This is a genomic window from Actinomadura barringtoniae, assembly GCF_017573505.1.
Classification (GTDB): domain Bacteria; phylum Actinomycetota; class Actinomycetes; order Streptosporangiales; family Streptosporangiaceae; genus Spirillospora; species Spirillospora barringtoniae.
Map to the genome: position 1 here is coordinate 139,147 of NZ_JAGEOJ010000012.1, position 22,422 is coordinate 161,568.

Annotated in this window: 21 protein-coding genes and 1 pseudogene; 13 read left to right on the top strand and 9 right to left on the bottom strand. The window is 71.1% G+C overall.

Features of this window, described 5'->3' with window-relative positions; all coding sequences use genetic code 11:
• The first annotated feature begins 9 nt into the window (after positions 1-9).
• From J4573_RS28610 to J4573_RS28625, 4 genes are read left to right on the top strand one after another with little or no spacing between them, the layout of a single operon-like run.
• Positions 10-1,608: a carboxyl transferase domain-containing protein gene (locus J4573_RS28610; protein ID WP_243773708.1), complete on the top strand. Its 1,599-nt coding sequence runs from the start codon at positions 10-12 to the stop codon at positions 1,606-1,608.
• A 7-nt stretch (positions 1,609-1,615) separates the two neighbouring features.
• Entirely contained in the window at positions 1,616-3,586 is a 1,971-nt protein-coding gene (locus tag J4573_RS28615; RefSeq protein WP_208258992.1) for an acetyl/propionyl/methylcrotonyl-CoA carboxylase subunit alpha, read from the top strand.
• A 4-nt stretch (positions 3,587-3,590) separates the two neighbouring features.
• The gene (locus J4573_RS28620) at positions 3,591-4,511 is read left to right on the top strand and encodes a hydroxymethylglutaryl-CoA lyase (protein ID WP_208258993.1); all 921 of its coding nucleotides are present in this window, start codon (positions 3,591-3,593) and stop codon (positions 4,509-4,511) included.
• Positions 4,512-4,517: 6 nt separating this feature from the next.
• The gene (locus J4573_RS28625) at positions 4,518-5,675 is read left to right on the top strand and encodes an acyl-CoA dehydrogenase family protein (protein WP_208258994.1); all 1,158 of its coding nucleotides are present in this window, start codon (positions 4,518-4,520) and stop codon (positions 5,673-5,675) included.
• A gap of 30 nt (positions 5,676-5,705) precedes the next feature.
• On the opposite strand, the gene J4573_RS28630 is transcribed toward J4573_RS28625, so the two are convergent.
• Positions 5,706-6,635: an SDR family oxidoreductase gene (locus J4573_RS28630; RefSeq protein WP_208258995.1), complete on the bottom strand. Its 930-nt coding sequence runs from the start codon at positions 6,633-6,635 to the stop codon at positions 5,706-5,708.
• 94 nt (positions 6,636-6,729) lie between these two features.
• Here J4573_RS28630 and J4573_RS28635 point away from each other — a divergent pair, with 94 nt between their 5' ends.
• Positions 6,730-7,419, top strand: coding sequence for a TetR/AcrR family transcriptional regulator (locus J4573_RS28635; protein ID WP_208258996.1), 690 nt, complete (start codon positions 6,730-6,732; stop codon positions 7,417-7,419).
• On the opposite strand, the gene J4573_RS28640 is transcribed toward J4573_RS28635, so the two are convergent.
• On the bottom strand, positions 7,373-8,152 hold the full coding sequence (locus J4573_RS28640; protein ID WP_208258997.1) for a metallophosphoesterase: 780 nt from the start codon (positions 8,150-8,152) through the stop codon (positions 7,373-7,375). The genes J4573_RS28635 and J4573_RS28640 overlap by 47 nt on opposite strands.
• A 47-nt stretch (positions 8,153-8,199) precedes the next feature.
• Between J4573_RS28640 and pdxR the strand changes: the two genes are divergently transcribed.
• A complete protein-coding gene (gene pdxR / locus J4573_RS28645) occupies positions 8,200-9,567 on the top strand; it encodes a MocR-like pyridoxine biosynthesis transcription factor PdxR (protein WP_208258998.1) in 1,368 nt (455 codons plus the stop codon).
• Between the two features lie 7 nt (positions 9,568-9,574).
• Here the strand turns inward: pdxR and J4573_RS54285 are convergent.
• Positions 9,575-10,714, bottom strand: a pseudogene (locus J4573_RS54285) (MFS transporter); the annotation flags it as partial.
• 76 nt (positions 10,715-10,790) lie between these two features.
• Here J4573_RS54285 and J4573_RS28650 point away from each other — a divergent pair.
• From J4573_RS28650 to J4573_RS28660, 3 genes are all read left to right on the top strand, one after another.
• Entirely contained in the window at positions 10,791-11,708 is a 918-nt protein-coding gene (locus tag J4573_RS28650) for a LysR family transcriptional regulator (protein WP_208258999.1), read from the top strand.
• 111 nt (positions 11,709-11,819) lie between these two features.
• Positions 11,820-14,762 carry an ABC transporter substrate-binding protein gene (locus J4573_RS28655; protein ID WP_208259000.1) on the top strand — a complete coding sequence of 981 codons (2,943 nt, stop codon included), beginning with the start codon at positions 11,820-11,822 and terminating at the stop codon, positions 14,760-14,762.
• Positions 14,763-14,908: 146 nt separating this feature from the next.
• The gene (locus tag J4573_RS28660) at positions 14,909-15,391 is read left to right on the top strand and encodes a hypothetical protein (RefSeq protein ID WP_208259001.1); all 483 of its coding nucleotides are present in this window, start codon (positions 14,909-14,911) and stop codon (positions 15,389-15,391) included.
• Here J4573_RS28660 and J4573_RS28665 read toward each other — a convergent pair.
• Positions 15,388-16,146: an MBL fold metallo-hydrolase gene (locus tag J4573_RS28665; RefSeq protein WP_208259002.1), complete on the bottom strand. Its 759-nt coding sequence runs from the start codon at positions 16,144-16,146 to the stop codon at positions 15,388-15,390. The two genes, J4573_RS28660 and J4573_RS28665, sit on opposite strands and share 4 nt — an antisense overlap.
• Position 16,147: 1 nt before the next feature.
• The gene (locus J4573_RS28670) at positions 16,148-16,924 is read right to left on the bottom strand and encodes an alpha/beta fold hydrolase (protein WP_208259003.1); all 777 of its coding nucleotides are present in this window, start codon (positions 16,922-16,924) and stop codon (positions 16,148-16,150) included.
• A 55-nt stretch (positions 16,925-16,979) separates the two neighbouring features.
• Here J4573_RS28670 and J4573_RS28675 point away from each other — a divergent pair, with 55 nt between their 5' ends.
• The gene (locus J4573_RS28675; RefSeq protein WP_208259004.1) at positions 16,980-17,402 is read left to right on the top strand and encodes a MarR family winged helix-turn-helix transcriptional regulator; all 423 of its coding nucleotides are present in this window, start codon (positions 16,980-16,982) and stop codon (positions 17,400-17,402) included.
• Here J4573_RS28675 and sigJ read toward each other — a convergent pair.
• On the bottom strand, positions 17,399-18,274 hold the full coding sequence (sigJ, locus tag J4573_RS28680; protein WP_208259005.1) for an RNA polymerase sigma factor SigJ: 876 nt from the start codon (positions 18,272-18,274) through the stop codon (positions 17,399-17,401). The genes J4573_RS28675 and sigJ overlap by 4 nt on opposite strands.
• Positions 18,275-18,421: 147 nt before the next feature.
• On the opposite strand from sigJ, the gene J4573_RS28685 reads away from it, so the two are divergent.
• A complete protein-coding gene (locus tag J4573_RS28685; protein WP_208259006.1) occupies positions 18,422-19,039 on the top strand; it encodes an LUD domain-containing protein in 618 nt (205 codons plus the stop codon).
• Between the two features lie 44 nt (positions 19,040-19,083).
• Here the strand turns inward: J4573_RS28685 and J4573_RS28690 are convergent, their stop codons facing one another.
• A complete protein-coding gene (locus J4573_RS28690; RefSeq protein ID WP_208259007.1) occupies positions 19,084-19,500 on the bottom strand; it encodes an ATP-binding protein in 417 nt (138 codons plus the stop codon).
• Positions 19,501-19,650: 150 nt separating this feature from the next.
• Between J4573_RS28690 and J4573_RS28695 the strand changes: the two genes are divergently transcribed.
• Positions 19,651-20,445, top strand: coding sequence for a helix-turn-helix domain-containing protein (locus J4573_RS28695; RefSeq protein ID WP_208259008.1), 795 nt, complete (start codon positions 19,651-19,653; stop codon positions 20,443-20,445).
• On the top strand, positions 20,436-20,678 hold the full coding sequence (locus J4573_RS28700; protein WP_208259009.1) for a DUF397 domain-containing protein: 243 nt from the start codon (positions 20,436-20,438) through the stop codon (positions 20,676-20,678). The genes J4573_RS28695 and J4573_RS28700 overlap by 10 nt, the downstream gene beginning before the upstream one ends.
• A gap of 78 nt (positions 20,679-20,756) precedes the next feature.
• Here J4573_RS28700 and J4573_RS28705 read toward each other — a convergent pair whose 3' ends face one another.
• Together J4573_RS28705 and J4573_RS28710 are read right to left on the bottom strand one after the other, a co-directional pair.
• The gene (locus J4573_RS28705) at positions 20,757-21,341 is read right to left on the bottom strand and encodes a dihydrofolate reductase family protein (RefSeq protein ID WP_208259010.1); all 585 of its coding nucleotides are present in this window, start codon (positions 21,339-21,341) and stop codon (positions 20,757-20,759) included.
• Between the two features lie 116 nt (positions 21,342-21,457).
• Positions 21,458-22,336 (bottom strand): esterase/lipase family protein, encoded by an 879-nt coding sequence (locus J4573_RS28710; RefSeq protein ID WP_208259011.1) that lies wholly within the window; start codon positions 22,334-22,336, stop codon positions 21,458-21,460.
• Between the last annotated feature and the right edge of the window lie 86 nt (positions 22,337-22,422).

Consider the following 22,422-nt stretch of genomic DNA (forward strand, 5'->3'; position numbering starts at 1 on the left):
AGGACGGGTATGAGCGAGCTCAGCACGCGGGCCGATCCCGGCGACGAGACGTTCAAGCGCAGCGCCGAGGCCAACCAGGCGCTGGTGGACGAGCTGCGCGGCAACCTCGACCGGGCCGGGCGCGGCGGGTCCGAGCGGGCGCGCGAACGCCACGTCGCGCGCGGCAAGCTGCTCCCCCGCGACCGGGTCGACACCCTGCTCGACCCCGGCTCGCCGTTCCTGGAGCTGTCGCCGCTGGCCGCGCACGGGATGTACGACGGCGAGGCGCCGGGCGCGGGCATCATCACCGGCGTCGGCCGCGTGAACGGCCGCGAGTGCGTGGTCGTCGCCAACGACGCGACCGTCAAGGGCGGCACCTACTACCCGGTGACCGTCAAGAAGCACCTGCGGGCCCAGGAGGTCGCCCTCCACAACCGGCTCCCCTGCGTCTACCTGGTCGACTCCGGCGGCGCGTTCCTGCCCCGCCAGGACGAGGTGTTCCCCGACCGCGAGCACTTCGGCCGCATCTTCTACAACCAGGCCACGATGTCGGCCCAGGGCATCCCGCAGATCGCGGCGGTCCTCGGCTCGTGCACGGCGGGCGGCGCGTACGTCCCGGCGATGAGCGACGAGGCCGTGATCGTCCGCAACCAGGGCACGATCTTCCTGGGCGGCCCGCCGCTGGTGAAGGCGGCGACCGGCGAGGTCGTGTCGGCCGAGGAGCTGGGCGGCGGCGAGCTGCACTCGCGCACGTCCGGCGTCACCGACCACCTGGCCGAGGACGACGCGGACGCGCTGCGCATCGTGCGCGACATCGTCGGCACGCTCGGCCCGCGCGAGCCGCGCCCCTGGGACCTGGCCCCGCCCGAGCAGCCCGCGGCCGACCCGAACGAGCTGTACGGCGTCGTCCCGCCCGACTCGCGCACGCCCTACGACGTCCGCGAGGTCATCGCGCGCGTCGTCGACGGCAGCCGCTTCCAGGAGTTCAAGAAGGAGTACGGCGCGACGCTGGTCACCGGCTTCGCCCGCATCCACGGCCACCCGGTCGGGATCATCGCCAACAACGGCATCCTGTTCGGCGAGTCGGCGCAGAAGGGCGCGCACTTCATCGAGCTGTGCGACAAGCGCAGCGTCCCGCTGGTCTTCCTGCAGAACATCACCGGCTTCATGGTCGGCCGGGAGTACGAGGCGGGCGGCATCGCCAAGCACGGCGCCAAGATGGTCACCGCCGTCGCGTGCGCCCGCGTGCCCAAGTTCACCGTGGTGATCGGCGGCTCGTTCGGCGCGGGCAACTACGCGATGTGCGGCCGGGCCTACTCGCCCCGCTTCCTGTGGATGTGGCCGAACGCCCGCATCTCGGTCATGGGCGGCGAGCAGGCGGCCAGCGTCCTGGCGACGGTGCGCCGCGACCAGCTCGGCGACTCCTGGTCGGCCGAGGACGAGGAGGCGTTCAAGGCGCCGATCCGCGAGCAGTACGAGGATCAGGGCAACCCGTACTACTCCACGGCGCGGCTGTGGGACGACGGCGTGATCGACCCGCTCGACACCCGCCGCGTGCTCGGTCTCGGCCTGTCGGTGGCCGCCAACGCACCGCTGGAGCCGGTCGGCTACGGCGTCTTCCGGATGTGAGGACCTGATGACTCAGCAGCTCGAAAGCGTCCTCGTCGCCAACCGCGGGGAGATCGCGGTGCGGGTCTTCCGGACCCTGCGCCGCCTCGGCATCCGTTCGGTCGCGGTCTACACGGGCGCCGACGCGGGCGCGCGTCACGTGCGCGACGCCGACGAGGCGGTACGGATCGCGTCCTACCTCGACATCGACGCCGTGATCGGGGCCGCCCGCGCCACGAACGCTCAAGCGATCCACCCCGGCTACGGCTTCCTCGCCGAGAACACCGCGTTCGCCACAGCCTGCGCCGAGGCCGAGCTCGTCTTCATCGGCCCGCCCGCCGCCGCGATCGAGGCGATGGGCGACAAGATCCGCGCCAAGCAGACCGTGGCCGCCGCGGGCGTCCCGGTGGTGCCCGGCCGCGACGAGGCGGGCCTGTCCGACGAGCAGCTCGCCGAGGCCGCCCGCGAGGTCGGCCTGCCCGTGCTGCTGAAGCCGTCGGCGGGTGGCGGCGGCAAGGGCATGCGGCTGGTGCGCGACGCCGCCGAGCTGCCGGACGCGATCGCCTCGGCCCGCCGCGAGGCCGCCGCCTCGTTCGGCGACGACACGCTGCTGGTCGAGCGCTTCGTGGCGAACCCGCGCCACATCGAGATCCAGCTGTTCGCCGACGCGCACGGCCACGCCGTCCATCTGGGCGAACGCGAGTGCAGCCTGCAGCGCCGCCACCAGAAGATCATCGAGGAGGCGCCGTCACCGCTGCTGGACGAGGCCACCCGCGAGCGGATGGGCGCGAGCGCCGTCGCCGCGGCCAAGGCCGTCGGCTATGTGGGCGCCGGAACGGTCGAGTACATCGTCTCGGCCGACCGTCCCGGCGAGTTCTTCTTCATGGAGATGAACACCCGCCTCCAGGTCGAGCACCCGGTGACCGAGCTGGTCACGGGCCTGGACCTGGTCGAGCTGCAGGTACGCGTCGCCGCCGGCGAGCCGCTCCCGTTCGACCAGTCCGCCGTCCTGCTGAACGGCCACGCGGTCGAGGCGCGCGTCTACGCCGAGGACGCCGCGCGCGGTTTCCTGCCGACCGGCGGCCGCGTCCTGGCCCTGACCGAGCCGGCCGACGTGCGCGTCGACTCCGGCCTGGAGGTCGGCACCGAGGTCGGCGGCTCGTACGACCCGATGCTCGCCAAGGTGATCGCCTGGGGTGAGGACCGCGCCGAGGCCCTGCACCGCCTGGACCGCGGCCTGGCCGCCTACGGCCTGCTCGGCGTCACCACCAACGTCGGGTTCCTGCGCGCGCTCCTGCAGCACCCGCTGGTCAAGGCGGGCGACATCGACACCGGCCTGGTCGAACGCGCCCTCGATGAGCTGACCGCCGGCAGCGGCGTTCCGCCCGAGGCGCTGGCCGCCGCCGCGCTGGAACGCATGCAGTCGCTGGAGACCGCCGACGCCGACCCGTGGGCGATCCCCGACGGCTGGCGTCCCGGCACGCCCGCCTGGACGCCCTGGATCATCACGCCCGCCGGGTCCGACCCGGTCGAGGTCCGCGTGCAGGGCCGCGCCGCGTCCGCCATGGTCGCGGTCGGCGACGCCGTCCCCGTCCACGCCGCCCTCAACGGCACGACTCTCACCTACGGCGACCGCACGCTCGCCTACGCGTTCGCCCGCGACGGCCACACGCTGTGGGTCGGCCGGGACGGGAACGCCTGGTCGCTCACCGAGCACGAACGCGCCGAGGGCCCCGCCGACCAGGCCGCGTCCGGCGACGGCGTGCTGCGCAGCCCGATGCCCGGCACGGTCCTGGCGGTCAAGGCCGCCGAGGGCGACGCCGTGACGCAGGGCCAGCCGCTGGTCGTGGTCGAGGCGATGAAGATGGAGCACACCGTCACCGCGCCGATCTCCGGCACCGTGACGCAGCTGCCGGCCAGGACGGGCGCGCAGGTCGCGCTCGACGCCGTCCTGGCCGTGATCGAAGCCGCGCCCGAAGCCGCGGTCGAGGAGGCGTAGAGCGATGCGCGTACCACTGGACGGCCTGCCCGAGAAGGTCACGATCTACGAGGTCGGGCCGCGCGACGGGCTGCAGAACGAGGACGCCATCGTCCCGGTCGCCGACAAGGCCGAGTTCATCGTGCGGCTCGCCGACGCGGGCCTGCGCACGATCGAGACGACGAGCTTCGTGCATCCGAAGTGGATCCCGCAGCTCGCCGACGCCGCCGAGCTGCTCGGCGTGCTCACCCGCGACCCGGCGATCAGCCACCCGGTCCTGGTCCCGAACGAGAAGGGCCTGGATCGCGCGCTCGCCAACGGCGTCAAGCAGATCGCGATCTTCGGCAGCGCCACCGAGTCGTTCGCGCGCCGCAACCTCAACCGCACGGTCGAGGAGTCCCTGGCGATGTTCGAGCCGGTCGTCGAGCGCGCCCTCGCCGAGGGCCTGTGGGTGCGCGCCTACGTCTCCATGGCCTGCGGCGACCCGTGGGAGGGCGACGTCCCGATCGACCAGGTCGTCTCCGTCGCCAAGCGGATCATGGACATGGGCTGTTCGCAGCTCAGCCTCGGCGACACGATCGGCGTCGGCACGCCCGGCCAGGTCACCGCGCTCATCGAGTCGTGCGCGGCCGCCGGGATCGGCGTCGACCGCCTCGCCGTGCACTTCCATGACACCTACGGCCAGGCCCTGTCCAACACGCTCGCCGCCCTGCGCGCGGGCGTGACCACGGTCGACGCGTCCACCGGCGGCATCGGCGGCTGCCCGTACGCCGAGAGCGCGACCGGCAACCTCGCCACCGAGGACCTGGTCTGGATGCTGAACGGACTCGGCATCGAGACCGGCGTCGACCTCGACAAGCTCGTCTCAACGAGCCGCTGGATGGCCGAGCGTCTCGGCCGCCCCTCCCCCTCCCGCGTCGTCCAGGCCCTGTCACCCAAGGAGTAGAAAGAAATGATCGACTTCACGCTCAGCGAGGAGCAGGAGGAGCTGCGCGGCACGGTCGAGCGGTTCGCCCGCGAGACCGTCGCGCCGGTGATCGGCGACCTGTACGAGCGGGGCGAGTTCCCGTACGAGATCGTCGCCGCGATGGGCAAGATGGGGCTGTTCGGCCTGCCCTTCCCCGAGGAGCACGGCGGCATGGGCGGCGACTACTTCACACTCTGCCTCGCCCTGGAGGAACTGGCCCGCGTCGACTCCTCGGTCGCCATCACGCTCGAGGCGGGCGTGTCCCTCGGCGCGATGCCGATCTACCGCTTCGGCTCCGACGCGCAGAAGGCCGAGTGGCTGCCACGCCTCACCTCCGGCGAACGGCTCGCCGCGTTCGGCCTCACCGAGGCGGGCGGCGGCTCGGACGTGCCGGGCGGCATGCGCACGACCGCGCGGCTGGACGGCGACCACTGGGTGATCAACGGGTCCAAGTCGTTCATCACCAACTCCGGCACCGAGATCACCTCGTTCGTCACCGTCACCGCGCTCACCGGCGAGGGCTCCGAGCGCGAGATCTCCACGATCATCGTGCCGAACGGCACGCCCGGCTTCACCGTCGGCAAGAAGTACTCCAAGGTCGGCTGGTCGGCCTCCGACACCCGCGAGCTGAGCTTCGACGACGTCCGCGTACCGGCCGAGAACCTGGTCGGCGAGCGGGGCCGCGGCTACGCCCAGTTCCTGCGGATCCTGGACGAGGGCCGCATCGCGATCGCCGCCCTGTCGGTCGGTCTCGCCCAGGGCTGTGTGGACGAGTGCCTGCGCTACGTCCGCGAGCGCGAGGCGTTCGGCAAGGAGATCGGCCGCTACCAGGCGATCCAGTTCAAGGTCGCCGACATGGAGATCCGCGCGCACACCGCGCGGCTGGCCTACTACGCCGCCGCGGCCAAGATGCTGGCGGGCGAGCCGTTCAAGAAGGAGGCCGCGATCGCCAAGCTGGTCTCCTCCAACGCCGCGATGGACAACGCCCGCGACGCGACGCAGATCTTCGGCGGCTACGGCTTCATGAACGAGTACCCGGTGGGCCGGTTCTACCGCGACGCCAAGATCCTGGAGGTCGGCGAGGGGACGTCCGAGGTGCAGCGGATGCTCATCGCCCGCGCCCTCGGGCTCCCCTCCTCCTGATCACACCACGGCCTGATCACCACGGTCTGATCACACCGTCGTGGGAAGCGCGACGCCGGTGAGCCGTTCGGCCTCCGCCCACAGCCGGGCGTTGGCCGCGGCGTCGCGCGCCCGCCCGGTCACCCGGGCCTTGCCCGTCGGTCCGACCAGCCCGAACCGCTTGCTCGGCCCGTAGTAGCCGTCGGCGACCGCGTTCGGGTCGGCCGCCGCGTACAGCAGCGGCTCGGCGCCCTGCACGACGTCCTGCGACGGCAGGAAGTCGACCGCGTACATCAGCCGGCTCATCAGCGAAGGCCTGTCACGGCCGAGCGTCGCGCCCGCGCTCTGCAGGTTGGTGCGGGTGTAGCCGGGGTGGGCGCCGTTGCTCATCAGCTTCCAGTCGCGCGCCTTGGCGACGCGCGCGAGCTCCACCGCGAACATCAGGTCGGCGAGCTTGGACTGCGCGTACGCGCGGCCGGAGATGTAGCGCCGCCGCTCCCACTGCAGGTCGTCGAAGCCGATCCGCCCGAAGTTGGCGGCGCCGCTGCTCATCGTGCTGACGCGTGGCGCGGGCGCGGCCAGCAGCGCTGGCAGCAGCCGCAGCGTCAGCGCGAACGGGCCGAGGAAGTTGCTGCCCAGCTGCAGCTCGAACCCGTCGGCCGTGGTCATCCGCTCGGGCGGCATCATCACGCCGGCGTTGTTGGCGAGCAGGTCGATCGGGGTGCCGTCGGCGAGGATGCCGTCCGCGAACTCCCGCACCGAGGCCAGGTCGGCGAGGTCGACCCGCCGGATCTCCAGCCGGGCGTCCGGGTGCTCGGCGAGGATCTCCGCCCGTGCCGCCTCCCCCTTGGCGGGCGTGCGGACGGCCATGATCACCCGCATGCCGGCGGCGGCGAGCCGCTTGGCCGCCTCCTTGCCGGTGCCGCTGTTAGAGCCGGTGACGATGCCGATCTTGCCGCTCTGATCTGGGACGGCGTACATGACGCGCTCCTAAAAGACTGTTGGTCTGTTATTTGGAACGCTAACAGACCGCCGGTCCGTTCGCAAGAGACCGGCGGTCTGTAGGATGGGTCACATGGGTTTCCAACGCGCCCGCAGCGAGGAGCAGCGCGCCGAGCGCCGCCGCGCGATCCTGGACACCGCGGCCGCGATGCTGGCCGAGATGCCGGTGGCCGAGATCAGCCTGAACGAGCTCAGCCGCCGCGTCGGCCTGGCCAAGTCCAACGTGCTGCGCTACTTCGAGTCCCGCGAGGCCGTCCTGCTGGAGCTTCTCAGCGCCCAGTGGCAGGCGTGGACGAGCGAGCTCACCGGTGCCCTTCCCGCGGCCGTCGACAAGGACGCCGATCCGTACGAGCGCGGCACGCGGCTCGCAACGACGATCGCCGGCAGCCTCGCCGACCGGCCCGTCCTGTGCGACCTGATCGCCGCGCAGGCCGCCGTCCTGGAACGCAACATCTCCACCGAGGCCGTCGCGCAGTACAAGCGCACCGCCATCGCCGACGTCACCGCCCTCGCCGAGACCTTCCTCGGGCACATCCCCGAGCTCGGCGCCGAGGACGCCTTCAAGTTCACCGGCGGCCTGCTCATCATGACGGGGTCGCTGTGGGCGCACTCGCAGCCCTCACCCGCACTGCTGGCCGCCTACGAGTCCGACCCCGACCTCGCGGCCTTCCGCCTGGACTTCACCGCGACCCTCCAGGAGGTCCTGGAGGTCTTCCTCACCGGCCTGCTGGCCCGGGCGTCGCGGGCATCCCGGGCATCGTGACGGGCCGGTAGTGGGTCGTGAGCCGGTGGTCGTCGTGCAGCACGTGGAAGGCGAGCGACGGCGCGTGATCCAGATGGACGAGGTCGTTCTCGTCCGCCGTCTCCCAGGGCAGCCTGGTCGTTGACACGACGCCGGGCGCGACCAGCAGCGGCCGCCCGGCGAACGTCGTCGCGGCGGCGGTGTGCGCGTGGCCCGCGAGGAACGCGACCAGGTGCGGACTGCGCGCCGCGATCCCGGCCAGCCGCTCCTCGCCGTACTGCTTGATCCCGTCGACGTACGGGATGCCCAGCGTCACCGGCGGATGGTGGAAGCCGACCAGCACCGGCGCCGACGTCCCGGCCAGCACGTCCTCCAGCCAAGCCAGCGTCGTCTCCTCCATGCGCCCGTAGTCCTCGCCCGGCACCGAGGTGTCGCACAACGCGATCACGAAGCCGCCGGCCCGCAACACCTGGTCGATGGGCGCCACCGACGGCTCCTCCCCCAGCAGATGGCGGCGGAACGCGGCGCGCTCGTCATGGTTGCCGGGGCAGATCAGCGTCGGGTGTCTGGAGGTCAGGAGCTTGCGCGCCGCCTCGTACTCGGCGGGCAGGGCGTGGTCGGCGATGTCGCCGGTCACGAGGACGGCGTCCAGGTCGCAGGGGAGGGCGTCGAGGTGCTCCATGACGGCGCGCGTCCGGTCCATGCTGCGCCGGTCGTCGATGTGCACGTCACTGAGGTGGGCGATCACGTTCATGCCCCCGACGCTAGAACGCGACCGGACCAAGGTTAAGATCCGGTTCGATGCCCGATTCCTGGTCCAGTTCGCGAGTCGACCTCCACCTCGTGCCCGGCGAGGGCGGCCGGCGTTCCGGGCTGGAGTCGGCGCTGCGGGAGGCGGTCCGCGACGGCCGCCTCGCCGCCGGGTCACTGCTGCCGTCCACCCGCGGCCTGGCCGCCGACCTGGGCCTGTCGCGCGGAACGGTCACCGCCGCCTACGACCAGCTCGCGGCCGAGGGCTACCTCACGATCCGCCCCGGCTCGGGCACCCGCGTCGCCGACGTCCCTCCCCCGCCCATGGACGCCCCGGAGGTCGTCCTCCAGCCCCCGCCCCTGCACGATCTGCGCCCCGGGCGTCCCGACGTGAACGCGTTCCCACGCGGAGCCTGGCTGGCGGCCACCCGCCGCGTGCTCGCTGGCGCCGATCCCTCGGTCTTCGGCGCGGGCGACCCGCAGGGCCGGATCGAGCTGCGCGTCGCGCTGGCCGACTACCTGGGCCGGACGCGCGGCGTCCAGGCACGCCCCGAGCTGATCGTCGTCACGTCCGGCTACCACCAGGCCCTGAGCCTGCTCGGCCGCGTGCTCCACGACCAGGGCATTCGCCGTTCCGCCTACGAGGACCCCGGCCACAACCACTACCGCGGGGTCGTCGAACGCGCCGGGCTCACCACCGTCCCGCTGCCGGTCGACGAGCGCGGCGCCCAGCCCGAGGCGCTCACCAACCGGCTAGGCGCCGCGTTCCTGACGCCCTCGCACCAGTATCCGCTCGGCGTTCCCCTGCATCCGAGCCGCCGCCAGGTCGTCTGCGCCTGGGCGCGCCGCACGGGCGGCCTGGTGGTCGAGGACGACTACGACGGCGAGTTTCGTTACGACCGCCAGCCCGTCGGCGCCCTCCAGGGCATCGCGACTGAGCACGTCGTCTACGGCGGAACGGTCTCCAAGACGCTCGGCCCGGCGCTGCGCCTGGGCTGGATGGTCCTGCCGCCCGACCTGGTGAAGCCGTTCGTTCAGGCCAAGGAGGAGGCCGACCTCTACACCGAGACGCTGGGCCAGCTCGTTCTGGCCGACCTCATGGCCACGCACGCCTACGACCGCCACGTCCGGGCAGCCCGCCTGCGCTACCGCAAGCGCCGCATGCTCCTGAACGACCGTCTCCCCCTGCAGGGAGTCCCGGCGGGCCTCTCAGCCCTGGTCCTGCTCGACAACGAGGAAGCCCTCCTCGCCGCCTGCGCCGAACGCGGCCTGGCCCTGCGCGGCCTCACCGAACTCCACCACTCTCCAGAAAACCGGCCCCAGGGGCTTCTGATCGGATTCGCGGCTCCGTCCGACCGCGGCTATCCGCGTGCTCTGGACGTTCTGTGCGAGGTGCTTGCAGGCGCGCGCCCGCGATGAGGCAGGCGGCACCCGCCGCCACGACACCGGCCGCGACCAGCACGGTCGTCGCGGTGCCGAACGCGGTGCTCGCCGCCCCGAACGCGAACGGCGCGACCGCCGCACCGCCGAACAGCCCGATCTGAACGGTCGCCCCGGCCCTGGCTCCCTCGCCGGGCAGCAGCCGGATCACCGCGGCCAGCAGCAGCCCGGTCCAGCCCCAGCCGCCCGCGACGGCCAGCACCGCACCGGCCATGAACGCGGCCGGGACGCCGAGCGAGATCAGCGTCAGCCCGACCACGCCGCTGAGCATCATGACGGCCACGACAACAGGGTTCCGATGCGGAGCCCGGTCGGCCAGCCCACCGGCGACCAGCCGCACACCGATGGCGACGATCGAAGCCGCCGCCTGCATCAGCCCGGCGACCGCCGTGGACAGCCCCGAGTGAGTCCCGAGCTGGACGAAGTAAGACGCCACAGCATTTGAACCGACCGTCGCCAGCGCCGCCGCGAGCGCCCACAGCACCAGCACCCGCTGCACGGACGCCGACCGCGGAGCAGCCGCGGCCTCACCCCGGGCCGCGGCCTCACCCCGAGCCGCGACCTCGCCCCGCGCCGCCGCCTGATCCGCCCGCGCCAGCGGCACAGCGCACAGGAAGACCACCGGGAAGACCACCGCCACACCGAGCGCCACACGCCACCCGTACGGTCCGGCGACGAGCGCGGCCAGCAGACCGGGCAGCAGCGGAGCCGCCCCGAGTGCGGCACTGACGAGCCCGGTCGCCAGCGACAGCCGCCCCTGCGGCACCCGCGCGCTCACATACCGACCGGCCACGGGCTGGGTGAAGGCGTTCCCCACCCCGCCCACGACCATCGCGACCACCAGCGCCCCGGTGGTCGCCAGCAGCAGCGACATCCCCGCGACGACGTTCATGAAAGCCAGCAGCACCGGCACCGGGAACCGGCCGGCCAACCGCCGCGCGACGGGCGCCCCGAGCGCGCTGACGGCGAAGAAGGCGCTCAGCGCCAGGCCGAAGCCGGTGGCCGAAAGGCCGGTGCCGTGCTCGATCGGCGTGGCGAGCGCCGCGACGCCGAACACCGGCGTCATCGCCGCGATCGAGGTCGCGACCACCGCGCCCATCCCGGGCCACGGACTGATGTTCGTCATGAGGCTCACGATCACTCGCTCCGGCAGTCCCCCGCCAAGACCCTTCGTTATGCCTGTCAGGCATTACGATTCCGGCATGGATGTGCCCCTGCGGCTCCTGGAGTACTTCGTGGCGGTCGCCGAAGAGCTCCACTTCACTCGCGCCGCCGAACGCCTCTACATCGCCCAGCCCGCGCTGTCCAAGGCGATCCGGCGCCTGGAGACCGAGCTGAACGTCCAACTGTTCGTCCGCAACCGCCAGGGCGTCGCGCTCACCGACGCGGGCCGCAGGCTCCTGCCGGTCGCCCATCGCATGCTCGCCGACTTCGACACCTGGCTGCGCGACGCCCAGGCCGCCCGCAACGCCGCCGAACGGGTCATCCGCGTCGGCTACCACTCCATGGTCGACTCGACCCTGCTCTCGGCGATCAACAAGGAGTTCGCCCGCCTTCGCCCGGACCGCCACATCGACCTGCGCCTGGGCGACTGGACCGATCCCGCGGGCCGCGTTCTGCAGGGTCAGGTGAGCGCGGCCCTGCTCACGCTCCCGATCCCCGGCCTGGAACGGCTCGACTACGAGGTCCTCATCCGCTGGCGCCGCTTCGTCGGCCTCCCCGCGGGCCACCCCCTCGCCGCCCGCTCCTCGCTGCGCTTGGAAGACCTGCGCGGCGAGGACTTCATCGCCCTGCCGACCTCGTCCGGCCCGCTGCAGGACTTCTGGCTGTGCACCGAGCAGTTCGGCAGCCGCCCCCGCATCGCGGTCGAGGTCGACAACTCCGAGGACTGGCTCCAGGCGGTCGCCTCCGGCCTCGGCGTCGCCCTCATCAGCGAGTCCAGCGCCCGGATCTACCAGCGTCCCGGCATCGAGTACCGCCTCGTCGAGGACGCTCCGCCGAGCGAGTTCGCCGTCATCTGGCGCCGCGACGACACCGACCCGGTCCTGCGCGACTACATCCGCGCCTGCCTCGCCGCTGCGGAATCAACGGCGGAGTCCACGGCGGAGTCCACGGCCTGACCGCCGGAAGCGGACACATGACCGGCTCGGCAGGCTCATGGTCCCTTCTGGATCGGACGCTACGCTTCCCGGGCGACGGCATTTCCCCTCGGCCGACAGGGACGGTACCCGTTGGGCTCCCCTCCACAGCATCCGCTGTACTCATCGCAGACGTCAGCCGGGCAGGATCTGTTCGCGCTGTTCGATTGGCTGACCAGCAGGCTGCCGCTGCGCCGCAACGCGCGTTCGTTCCCGGTCATCGTGCTGGAGCCCGCACGCGATGAGGCGGGCGACCCCGAACAGGCCTTGGAGGCGCTGCGGCGGGTGGCCAACGAGCTGAACCTGCCGTCGTTGTCTCCCACGCTCCCCGCGGCCGGTACGGGCGGAGCGGGCGGCACGGGCGGAGCGGGAGTGGACGGCGTGGCCGAGGGGATCGCACTGGTCGATCTTCTGTCTCAACGGCTGACGTGGTCGCGTGCCGCCTCGTCGTACGGCCGGTACCGGTTCCCGCGGTCGGATCTGGTCCGCTCGATCCAGACCGCCGCGTCCGAACCGGGCCCTGACGGATCATCGTCGCCGGGACCGGTACGGCGTTCGCCCGCCGCGGCGGTGAAGGCCTGGAACGACAACGCCGGGCTGTTCCCCTGGCAGGGCGGCCCGTTCAAGGCGCCCGCGTGGTGGTCGACCCTGGGCGCCTCGGTGGTCGCCGTGATCGCCGTTCTGGCGGGCGGCATCGCCGAGCAGACGCCGCGCCGCCTGCTCATCACGGCGGCCGTGCTCCTGGCCGGGGTGCTGCTCATGCTGGCCGCGCTGACCGCCCGCAGGATCTGGTTGCCGGTCCTGTCCAGGCTCGGGTTCGGCAGCCGCTATCGGTGGCTGGCCAATTCTTCGTTCTTCGCGGTGCTCGGGGACGGCGACGACGACGGCGGTGAGGTGGGTTTCGAGGGCCGCCTGCACAGCGTTTTCGAACGGCTCGGCAAACCGGGCGCGATGCGGTTCCTGTTGCAGGTCAAGACATTCGCCCTGCTCGAGGACTTGCGCGACAACCACAACAAGCTCACGCCCAGCCTGCGCGGCTTCAAGCGACCGGCGCCGCCGGTGGTGTTCCTCTCCGACGTCCGCGAGGCCAACGGGGGCCTTGAGGTGATCTCGGCGATGAGCGACATCCGCTCCCGGCGCAGCGAGTTCCATCCCCTCCTGGCGGTCGCGTCCATCGGCGCCGACCAGCGCGACGTCCTGTCCGGGCTCACGCTGGAACCCGAGGAGAACCTGTCCGCGCAGGAACGATACGAGCAGTGGCGATCCTCGCTGAGCACCTCACAGGCCCCCAGCCAGGCCGTGCTGCTCCCCTGGCTGCTGCGGATCCCGGCTCCGAGCGCGGAGCACGCGCCCGAGACGCCCGCGAACCTGGTTCCGCGGCGGCGGCCGCGCTGGACGTGGCTGTGGTCGCGGCGGGGGCTGATCGCAGCGGTGCTGCTGTGCGGGATCGCGGCGACCTACGTGCAGGTCCAGCTGCGCTCCACCTACTGCCGGGTCGGCGTCCCGTTCAGCTGGAACGCCGACACCCGCCTGCAGACCAACCCCGACGGCAGCCGCGAGTGCGTCGGCGTGTCCACGCACGGCGTCCGCTTCGAGCGCAGCTCCGACAGCCTCGGGCTGGACGGCAAGCGGCGCCCCATCAGCGCGGGCAACCGTGGCGCGCAGCTCACCCTCGCCGACGTCGAGGCCAGGATCGAGGACGAGAACAAGCGGGTGGAGTCGGGCCCCGAACCGTACGTGACCCTCGTGTACGCGGGGATCTTCACCGCGGGCTCGGGGCAGAGCGACCTGACCGTCTCCAGCATCCGCGAGCTCGCCGGGGCCTACCTCGCGCAGATCCGCAACAACCAGTCCAGCAAGGCGGGAACGATCGGCAACCGGATGAAGGTGCGGCTGCTGCCCGCCAACACCGGCCAGGACATGGCGTTCTCCGAGCACACCGTGGACCGGATCCTGCACCTGGCCAGGCAGGACCCGACCATGGTCGGCGTGGTCGGGATGGGCCGCAACACCGAGCGCTCGCAGGCCGCGATCCGGCGCCTCGGGCAGGCGGGCCTGCCGGTCCTGGCCACCGTCAACTCCTCCGACGACAATCCGGGACTCCCGCACTACTACGGCCTCGCCGCCACCGACCACGAAGAGGCCCTGGCGTCGCGCGCGGCGATCAGCGCCGAGCTCGGCACCCGGTCCATCGGCCACATGATGATGGTGCACCGCGAGCCGGGGCCGTCCGGCGACATCTACAGCGGCGAGATCGCCCGCGATGTCGAGCGGGCGCTGGCGCCGAAGCGCACGAGCACGGTGCGCTACGTCGACGGCAACGACGTCGCCAGCAAGGTCCGGGCCGCCTGCCAGCAGGACGGCGGATCCCCCTACAGCCTGATCTACTACGCCGGCCGCGCCGAGGACCTGCGCGGGCTCATGTACGGCCTGACCCAGGGCGGCTGCACCACGCACAAGCTCGTGCTCATCTCCGGCGACGACATCACCAAGGCGCCTCTCGGCTCCGGCGAGGGCCAGGTCCCGCTCGACCCGCAGATCACGGTCTACTACACGGCCTTCGTCCACCTGCCGACGCTGATCGCCGGCAACGCCGACCAGAGCAACGACTTCTTCCTGCTGGCCCGCAACGAGCTCGGCATCGGCGCCCCGCGCGTCTCGGCGACCGAGCCGCTGCTGGTCGACGGCCAGATGGAGCTCACCTATGACGCGACCACGGCCCTCGCCCAGTCGGCCCAGAACGCCATGGACGATCTCGGCCTGAACCGCGACGACGGCGACTCCTCGCAGGTGGCCGGGAGCGCGTCCGTCGGCTCGGGCATGGTCCTGCTCGAACTGCGCCGCCTCTACGCCCGCAAGGGCGCCACCGGCGACATCGACTTCCGCGAAGATCTCCATCAGGCCGGTGCCCCCACCAACCGCGGCCTCACCCTGATCAAGGTCACGATGCGCGATGGCAAGGTCGTCTCGGACCCGATATGCGGCCGGCTCAACGGCGGCCGCCCGTTCCCGAACCTGAAACCTTGCCCGCAATGACGGAGTCGGCGGCCTGACCCCGGTGTGCACGGACAGATTCAAGCCGTGTTCTCGTGGTAATCACAGGTCGATCCGGGAGAGGAATTCACTGAATCGCCGCGGTCGGCCACTCCGCGGGCGGGCACACGATCGGCCTGCTGTCGGGCATGGGCGACGTGGACGCCGACGGAAACCCCACCAGCGACATCGAGGACCGCATCGGCGCGCGCGTGATGATCGGCGCTCCCGGGCTGGGCCGAGACCTGGCGGAGGGAGCGGCCGAGCACTACCCGGCCGTGGGCCACAGCACCTTCGACGCCATGACGCCGCCCGTCCTCGTGGTGATCGGCACGAACGACCACCACCCGTTCTTCAGCGCGCGCGACACCTGGCGCAGCGACGCCTACACCCAGAGCCCCTCCCCCAAGACCGCCCTCTACGTGGCCGAAGGCGAGCACACGCTGGGCGGTATCTCCGGCTTCGACTCCACCGAGACCTCCGACGAGAACCCCGAACGGGTCGCCGTCGTCCGCGCGATGATCTGGGCGTACCTGCGCAGCGAGCTCTACCCCGGCGACACCGCCTGGGCCGACTCCGTCGCCGCGCTCGCGGCCGCCGAGTGCCCGCTCGGCACCGTGGAAACGCGCTAAGCGGGGACGACCACCGGGACGCCGGGCAGAACGAGACGTACATCCACGTCGGGGGCGAGGCGCGCGACGGCGTCGGCGTAGTGGCGGGGGTCCTGGTCCCCCTTGGTGATCATCTGGTCGCCGAGGCGGCCGCTGTGGAACGCGTAGTGGTGCGCTACGGCGAGCGTCGGCCGCAGAACGGCGGTCAGCCTGGCCGCCTCCTCGGCGTCCATGACGACCTGCTTCATGTTCATCGGGCGGACGCACAGGCCGTTGGTCGGCAGGATCGCCAGGTCGATGCGGCCGAATCGTTCGGGGAGGGTGTCCAACTCCGGGACGCGCAGCGAGTCGCCACCGAAGAAGACGGTGCGGTCCCCGCCCTGGATCACGAACGTGACCTCGTGCACGCCGTGCAGACCGGGCGTCGCCGTCACGGTCAGATCGCCGACCGCGGTGCTCTCCCACGCCTCGACAGTGCGGACGTTGCGGAAGCCCTTGGCCTGGGCGAGGGCGGTGACCGTGCCGGGGCCGATGAGCGGCACGTCCAGGTCGAAGGCTCCGGCCAGCAGGGCGTCGAGGTCGCAGTGGTCGTAGTGCTCGTGGCTGATCACCAGGGCGGCGATGCGGCCGAGGGTCTGCACGGTCGCGGCGATCGGCTCGCCTTGGTAGTACGTCGCGGTCTGGGTGAACCACGGGTCGGTGAGGACGCGGTGGTCGCCGATCTCGATCAGCTGGCAGGCGTGCCCGATCCGGGTCACCTTCAGTGGCGTGGTCATGTCAGCGGCCTCCGAGGTCGAGCAGGGCTCCGAGCAGTTCCTCCGGCGTCTCGACCTGGGGCAGGTGGCCGGTACGGGGCAGCAGGGTGAACGTGGCCGTCGGGATGGCGGCAGCGTAGGCCTTGCCGTAGTCGGGGTCGACGATGCGGTCGCTTTCGCCCCACAGCACGTGAACGGGGATGTCGATGGCGGCGAGGCGGTCGAGCAACCCCGGGTCGGTCATCGCGGGGCCTGCGTAGCCGATGAGCGCCTGCACGTCCGGGCTCGGCCCGCTGCCGCCACCGGGCGGGACGGGCAGCTTGCTCGGGTCGTGGAACGAGAACGTGCGGATCTCGGCCGGGGACATGCCGCTGACGTCGGTCATCGGGTGGCCGCCGACGTCGATGCCGATCCCGTCGACGATGACGGCGCCGCTGACGCGCGGGCTGTGCTGGAGGGCGATCTCGGCGGCGAGCCAGCCGCCGAACGAGTTGCCGACCACGGTCACGTCGGTGAGGTCGAGCTCGTCGAGCAGCGCGACGTACGCGCGGGCCAGGGCCGTGACGTCGGTCAGGTCGGGGGCCTTGGGGGTGCCGCCGAAGCCGGGGTGGGTGGGGAGCAGCACGCGGGAGTGGGTGCGTTCGGCGAGGAGGTCGGCGAAGCCGGTCATGGTCGGCAGGCCGCCACCGCCGTGCAGCAGCAGGAACGGGCGGGTGCGATCGCGGTCCTGGACGGTCATGGGGCCGATCTGGAGCGTGCGCGTGGGCCGGAGCGTGCCGGCCGGAATGGAGGAGGTCATATAAGGAACCTTAGATAAGTATCCTTATATAAGCAAGCTGGGTAGGATCTCGGCCATGAAGTACCGCCCTGGAGACCTCGGCCTGGCCGTCAAGCGGCTGCAGTACCGCCACCACCGCGCACTCAGCGGTGCATTGGCGCCGCTCGGGCTCTCACTCGTTCAGTGGGACACCCTGCGCCACCTGCACCGGCAGCCGGACGCCTCGCTGCACGATCTGGCGGTGCTGACGTTCCAGACCGACCAGTCGTTCGGGTCGCTGGCGGTCCGGATGGCCGACCGCGGGTTGATCGAACGCGTCCCCGGGCCCGGCAGGGCGGTGAAGCACAAGCTCACCGACGAGGGCGAACGGCTGCGCGCCGAGGGGCAGGAGGCGGTCGACGCGGTCCTGGAGTCCTCGTTCCAGCACCTGTCGCCTGAGCAGCTCGACGCGCTCGGTGATCTGCTGAACGTCGCGCTCGGCCCCGACCCGACGGCCTAGCTCTCCGCCCAGCGGCGGAGCTTGGCGGGGTTGCGCACGACCCAGATGTGCGTGATCCGGCCGTCCGCGATCTCGAACGCGAACACCGACACGACGGCGCCGTCCTTCTCGGTCACCAGCCCCGGCTGGCCGTTGACCGTGCGTTCCACGAACCTCGACCCGTCCGACCGCCGCCCGGCGATCTCGATCCAGGCGCGCGCGATCTGCTCGCCGCCCTGGATGGGGTCGAGGAACGCCGTGACGAACCCGCCGCCGTCGGCGGTCGCCGTGGCGCCGGGGTCGAGGAGGCCGATGATGGCCTCGATGTCCTTGGCCTCCCACGCCTGTTTGAAGTCCCTGACGATCCCGGCGTGCTCGGCCGACTGGGCGGCCGACGGCCGCGAGGCCGCCCGGACGCGGCGGCGGGCCGAGGAGGCCAGTTGCCTGCACGCCGCCGGGGTACGGCCGACGATCTCGGCGACCTCCGCGAACGAGTGACAGAAGACGTCGTGAAGGATGAACGAGACCCGTTCGGCCGGGGTCATCGACTCCAGCACGACCAGGAACGCCAGGTTGACCGACTCGTCCAGCGTCACCCGGTCCACCGGATCGGCACCGCCGTCTGGAAGCGGCTCAGGCAGCCAGTCCCCCACATAGGTCTCGCGCCGCACCCGCGCCGACCCGAGCACATTGAGGCAGATGCGGCTGGCCACGGTCGTCAGCCAGGCGCCCGGCGAGTCGATGGCGTCCTGCTCCTGCTGCGACATCGCGTACCAGCGCGTGTAGGTCTCCTGAACGGCGTCCTCGGCCTCGGCCAGCGAGCCCAGCAGCCGGTACGCGAGATTGATCAGCTGGCGCCGCTCGCGCATGATCGCGTCCAGGTCTGTGGTCATGATGCCGCCGGCTCCCTAGCTCGTCTTCGCCTTCACCACTCCGACAAGACAGCGCCCCCGAATGTCAGGCCTCACATTCCGCGGGCCTGCGTTGTCGGACTGCTGAGACGAACACATCATCCAGCTAACGAGGAGCTCAGAGCCATCATGACCACCACCACCTTCACCGCCCCGGCCACCGAGCAGAGCCTGGAGCGGGCCGCCAAAGCCCTGGCCACCAACGGTTTCACCGTCGAGATCCTCGATGACGTCGCCGCCGCCCGCACCCGCATCAAGGAGCTGATCCCCGGGGGCGCCAGCGTCCTCACCGCGGCCAGCGAGACCCTCCGCCTGTCCGGCATCGACGACGACCTCAACGAGAGCGGGCGGTACGAGGGCGTCAAGCCGCGCACCCTGGCCATGGACCGCGCCACCCAGGCGAACGAGATCCGCAGGCTCCGTGCCAGCCCCGACGTCTCGGTGGGCAGTGTTCACGCGGTCACCGAGACCGGCTCCCTGGTGATCGCCTCGGGCAGCGGAAGCCAGTTGCCCGCCCACTCCGGCGGCGCCGCCCGCTCGATCTGGATCGTCGGCGCCCAGAAGATCGTCCCCGACCTGGAAACCGCGCTCCGCCGCGTCGAGGACCACTGCCTCCCGCTGGAGAACGTCCGGTCCGAGCAGGTCTACGGGATGCCCAGCGCCATCAACCGCCTCCTCATCCTCAACGCCGAGTACATCCCCGGCCGAGGCACAGTCCTCCTCCTCCGCGAGGCCATCGGCTTCTAGAGGCCGATGGCCACTAGCTGCGGAGGCCGGGACGGCCACCCCTTTCAGCTCTGCCTGAAAGCCGAATCCAGTGGCCACTTCGCCTCGATCTCGAACCAGGCCGCCTTGCCCGTCTCCGTCACGAACGAGCCGCAGGCCGTGACGACGTGCTCGACGAGGATCAGCCCCCGCCCCGACTCGTCGCACGGCGTCGGCCGCTGCCGTACGGGTAGCCGTACGGAACCGTCGTGCACCTCGCCCCGCAGCCGAGTCCCCGCCCGCGACACCACGACCCGGATCGTGCTCCCGCTCCCGTACCGGATGGCGTTGGTGGCCAGCTCGGCCGTGACGAGCCGAGCCCGATACTCGACGTCGCTCTCCAGCTGCCAGCTACGCGCCACCGCGGCCGCCAGATCGCGGGCGGCCTTCGCGCTCGTGTCCGTCGCAGGCAGCCGGATCATGCCGAGGACCACGCTTGGCACCAGATCACCTCTCTTCGTTCGATCTGGCGCCAAGCGTGGTCGCGGTAGTAATACTTAGAGTGACAAAGGCGTCACAGGCGTGCGCCCACTCGCCAGGCTTCGCGGCCGTTTGCGAGCGGTTGCCGCCAGTTGTGTGAGGAGTGGTGAACGATGACCCCCCGTCGTTCTGACGAGCAGACCCCGCTCAAGGCTTTCGGCAAGCAGGTCAAGCGCTTTCGCGACCTGACCGGCTTGTCGCAGGAACAACTTGGCCAGAAGACACACGTCACCGGCTCGTTCATCGGTGCCATTGAACGAGGCGAGTCCCGCTGCCAACGCGAACTCGCCGTCACCATGGACGATGTCCTCGACACCCGAGGCACGCTGCCGTCCCTTTGGGACGACTTCGTCATGCACGCCGCATTCCCTGTCTGGTTCAACTGGCCCAAGGTCGAATCCAAGGCCAACACCCTGATGACTTACCAGCCCCTAGCCGTTTGGGGGCTGCTACAAAACGAGGAGTACGCTGAAATCGTGCTGGGCGGTGACCGTGCTGCGGTCGAAGCGAGGATGGGGCGACAAGCACTCCTCACCCGCGAAGACCCGCCGCCTCCCGCCGTCACGGTCGTGCTCTCCGAACTCGCGTTGCTCAATCAAATCGGCGACGCACGCATCATGCGCGAGCAACTCGAACGACTGATCACTGCTGCGGAAACGGGGACTACGATCCAGATCGTGCCCAATGGAGCTCGACACCCCGGCAACACTGGCGGCTTCGTTCTGGCGACTCTGGAGAACAGGGCTGAGGTGGCGTATGTGGACACAGGCGCCCGCGGGATGACGCTGAGCAGCAACGAAGACATCCTCACGCTCAACACGTCTTTCAACGCCATTCGCGCGCAGGCCCTCCCAGTGGGCATGTCGATCGACCTCATCCGTAGAACGGTGGAACAACGATGGACCTGACCAACATGCAATGGCGCAAATCCAGCTACACCGGATCCAATGGCGGCGACTGCGTCGAGCTCGCAGGCTGGCGCAAGGCGTCGGCAAGCGGGTCAAACGGTGGCGCCTGCGTCGAGTTGGCCAACGAACTGAACATGGTGGCCGTGCGGGACTCGAAGGATCCGGATGGGCCGATGTTGTCGTTCGGCGTCGGCGCGTTCCGCAGCTTCGTGGCGGAGATCAAGCGGAGCTAGCGAGTCTCTCCAGACCGCTGGCGATCTGGGCGGTAGCGGTCCAGCCGTCCCCGGCGCCGGGGCGGCGGATGGGCGGGCTCATGCGTGCAGCGTGGGCCGGTAGATGAGCTCCTGGGTGTGGCCGTCGAGCGTGCGGCTCTCGATCAGTTCGAGGTCGAAGTCGGCCGCGTCCTGGAAGACCGGGTCCGCTCCCGTCCGGCCGCTGATCACGGGGAAGATCGTCAGCTGGACGCGGTCGACGAGACCGGCGGCCATCAGTGCCCGGTTCATCGACAGGCTGCCGTTCGAGCGCAGCGGCACCGTCGACTCCTTCTTGAGGCGGGCGACGACGTCAACGGCGTCCCCGCTCGCCAGGGTCGCGTCCGGCCAGTCGAGGGGACCTCGCAGGGTGGTCGACACCACCGTTGTCGGCAGGTTCCTCATCCGGGTGTTGACCGGGTCGGTCACCTTGGACTCCTCGGTGCTCGGGCCCAGCGCCTGCACGAACTGCCGGAAGGTGTTGGCCCCGAGGACCATCCGCTGCTCCTCGCCGTACAGGGCGAGGCGGCGGTCGAGGAACTCGGGGCCTTGCTTACCCCAGTAGCCGCCCCAGTCGCCGTCACTGTTGTACGAGGCGTAGCCGTCGAGGGTGGAGAAGATGTCGAAGGTGTACGTCGCGGTCACGATGTTCTCCTCGCGAGTGGGGACCGGCTCGTTGCCGGCCTCACTCTGACCACGAACGGGCTCGACGCCAACCGACACCACCGGGCGAAGAATCCGAGCCCGGCTCCCGGACTGGGCTACAAGGCCGGGCCGTAGCCGGTGCAGGTGGCCTTGAAGCCGGGAATGTCGGGGCCGAGGAGGTTCAGGACGTTCTGGTGCGCGGGGCTGTCGAAGGCCAGGCCGGCGTGGCCGACCGGGTCACCGGGGCACTGGTCCTGGAGCAGGACGTTGGTGACGTCGCCGCCATGGAGGAAGGCGTTGGTGTACGGGGTGACGACGATGTCATGCCGGGTCTCGATGACGGCGTACCGGACGCCTGGCACGGTGTCGCCGTCGGCGAACAGGGCCTTCTGGAAGTCCGACCCCGCCGTCTGCTGGATGAACGCGGGGAACCCGAGCAGGTTGTAGAAGCCGGCGATCCGGCCGAGGAGGCCTGCCGCCCGGACGAGGTCGATCAGGCCGTTGACCGTGGTGCCGTGGTTGCTGGGCGCCAGGCCGATCAGCGTGTGCACCTTGGCGGCGCCGCCGAGCCGCTTGATGTAGTAGTTGGGCATCATGCCGCCCTGCGAGTGCCCGACCACGTCGACCTTGGTGGTGCCGGTGGCGGCCAGGACCCGGTCGACGAACGCGCTCATGGTCTTGGCCGAGCCCGCGATGTCGCTGAGCCCGCCGATCAGGCCGCCCGACACCCAGGTCATGCCGTAGTCGAAGGCGAAGACGCAGTACCCCGCCTTGGCGAGCTCGGGCGACAGCGTGGCCCAGTTGAGCGCCGAGTTGGCGGTGGTGCCGTGGACCAGCACGACCGGGTAGGGGTGTGCCGCGGTGGGCTTGCAGTTCCAGTCGTTGGCGCCGGAAGGGGTGGTGTCGGCGTGTGCGGGGGCCGCGAGCGCGGCCCCGCTCAAACAGGTGGCCGCGGTGATCGTGGCCAGCCGGCGCTTCACGCGGGTGGGTTGCATGGGCGTCTCCGAGGGGGTGGGCCAGGTGGGTCCTGGCCATCGGGGACCACGCCGTAGGCCCTACGGGTGTGGCCTGGGACACACAT

Bases quoted from the DNA above. Each gene is read 5' to 3' on its own strand.
- J4573_RS28670 (WP_208259003.1), bottom strand. From the start codon at position 16,924: ATGACCTCCTCCATTCCGGCCGGCACGCTCCGGCCCACGCGCACGCTC.
- J4573_RS28660 (WP_208259001.1), top strand. From the start codon at position 14,909: ATGGGCGACGTGGACGCCGACGGAAACCCCACCAGCGACATCGAGGAC.
- J4573_RS28620 (WP_208258993.1), top strand. From the start codon at position 3,591: ATGCGCGTACCACTGGACGGCCTGCCCGAGAAGGTCACGATCTACGAG.
- J4573_RS28665 (WP_208259002.1), bottom strand. From the start codon at position 16,146: ATGACCACGCCACTGAAGGTGACCCGGATCGGGCACGCCTGCCAGCTG.
- J4573_RS28650 (WP_208258999.1), top strand. From the start codon at position 10,791: ATGGATGTGCCCCTGCGGCTCCTGGAGTACTTCGTGGCGGTCGCCGAA.
- J4573_RS28625 (WP_208258994.1), top strand. From the start codon at position 4,518: ATGATCGACTTCACGCTCAGCGAGGAGCAGGAGGAGCTGCGCGGCACG.
- J4573_RS28700 (WP_208259009.1), top strand. From the start codon at position 20,436: ATGGACCTGACCAACATGCAATGGCGCAAATCCAGCTACACCGGATCC.
- sigJ (WP_208259005.1), bottom strand. From the start codon at position 18,274: ATGACCACAGACCTGGACGCGATCATGCGCGAGCGGCGCCAGCTGATC.
- J4573_RS28685 (WP_208259006.1), top strand. From the start codon at position 18,422: ATGACCACCACCACCTTCACCGCCCCGGCCACCGAGCAGAGCCTGGAG.
- J4573_RS28630 (WP_208258995.1), bottom strand. From the start codon at position 6,635: ATGTACGCCGTCCCAGATCAGAGCGGCAAGATCGGCATCGTCACCGGC.
- J4573_RS28695 (WP_208259008.1), top strand. From the start codon at position 19,651: ATGACCCCCCGTCGTTCTGACGAGCAGACCCCGCTCAAGGCTTTCGGC.
- J4573_RS28710 (WP_208259011.1), bottom strand. From the start codon at position 22,336: ATGCAACCCACCCGCGTGAAGCGCCGGCTGGCCACGATCACCGCGGCC.
- J4573_RS28675 (WP_208259004.1), top strand. From the start codon at position 16,980: ATGAAGTACCGCCCTGGAGACCTCGGCCTGGCCGTCAAGCGGCTGCAG.
- pdxR (WP_208258998.1), top strand. From the start codon at position 8,200: ATGCCCGATTCCTGGTCCAGTTCGCGAGTCGACCTCCACCTCGTGCCC.
- J4573_RS28610 (WP_243773708.1), top strand. From the start codon at position 10: ATGAGCGAGCTCAGCACGCGGGCCGATCCCGGCGACGAGACGTTCAAG.
- J4573_RS28640 (WP_208258997.1), bottom strand. From the start codon at position 8,152: ATGAACGTGATCGCCCACCTCAGTGACGTGCACATCGACGACCGGCGC.
- J4573_RS28615 (WP_208258992.1), top strand. From the start codon at position 1,616: ATGACTCAGCAGCTCGAAAGCGTCCTCGTCGCCAACCGCGGGGAGATC.
- J4573_RS28635 (WP_208258996.1), top strand. From the start codon at position 6,730: ATGGGTTTCCAACGCGCCCGCAGCGAGGAGCAGCGCGCCGAGCGCCGC.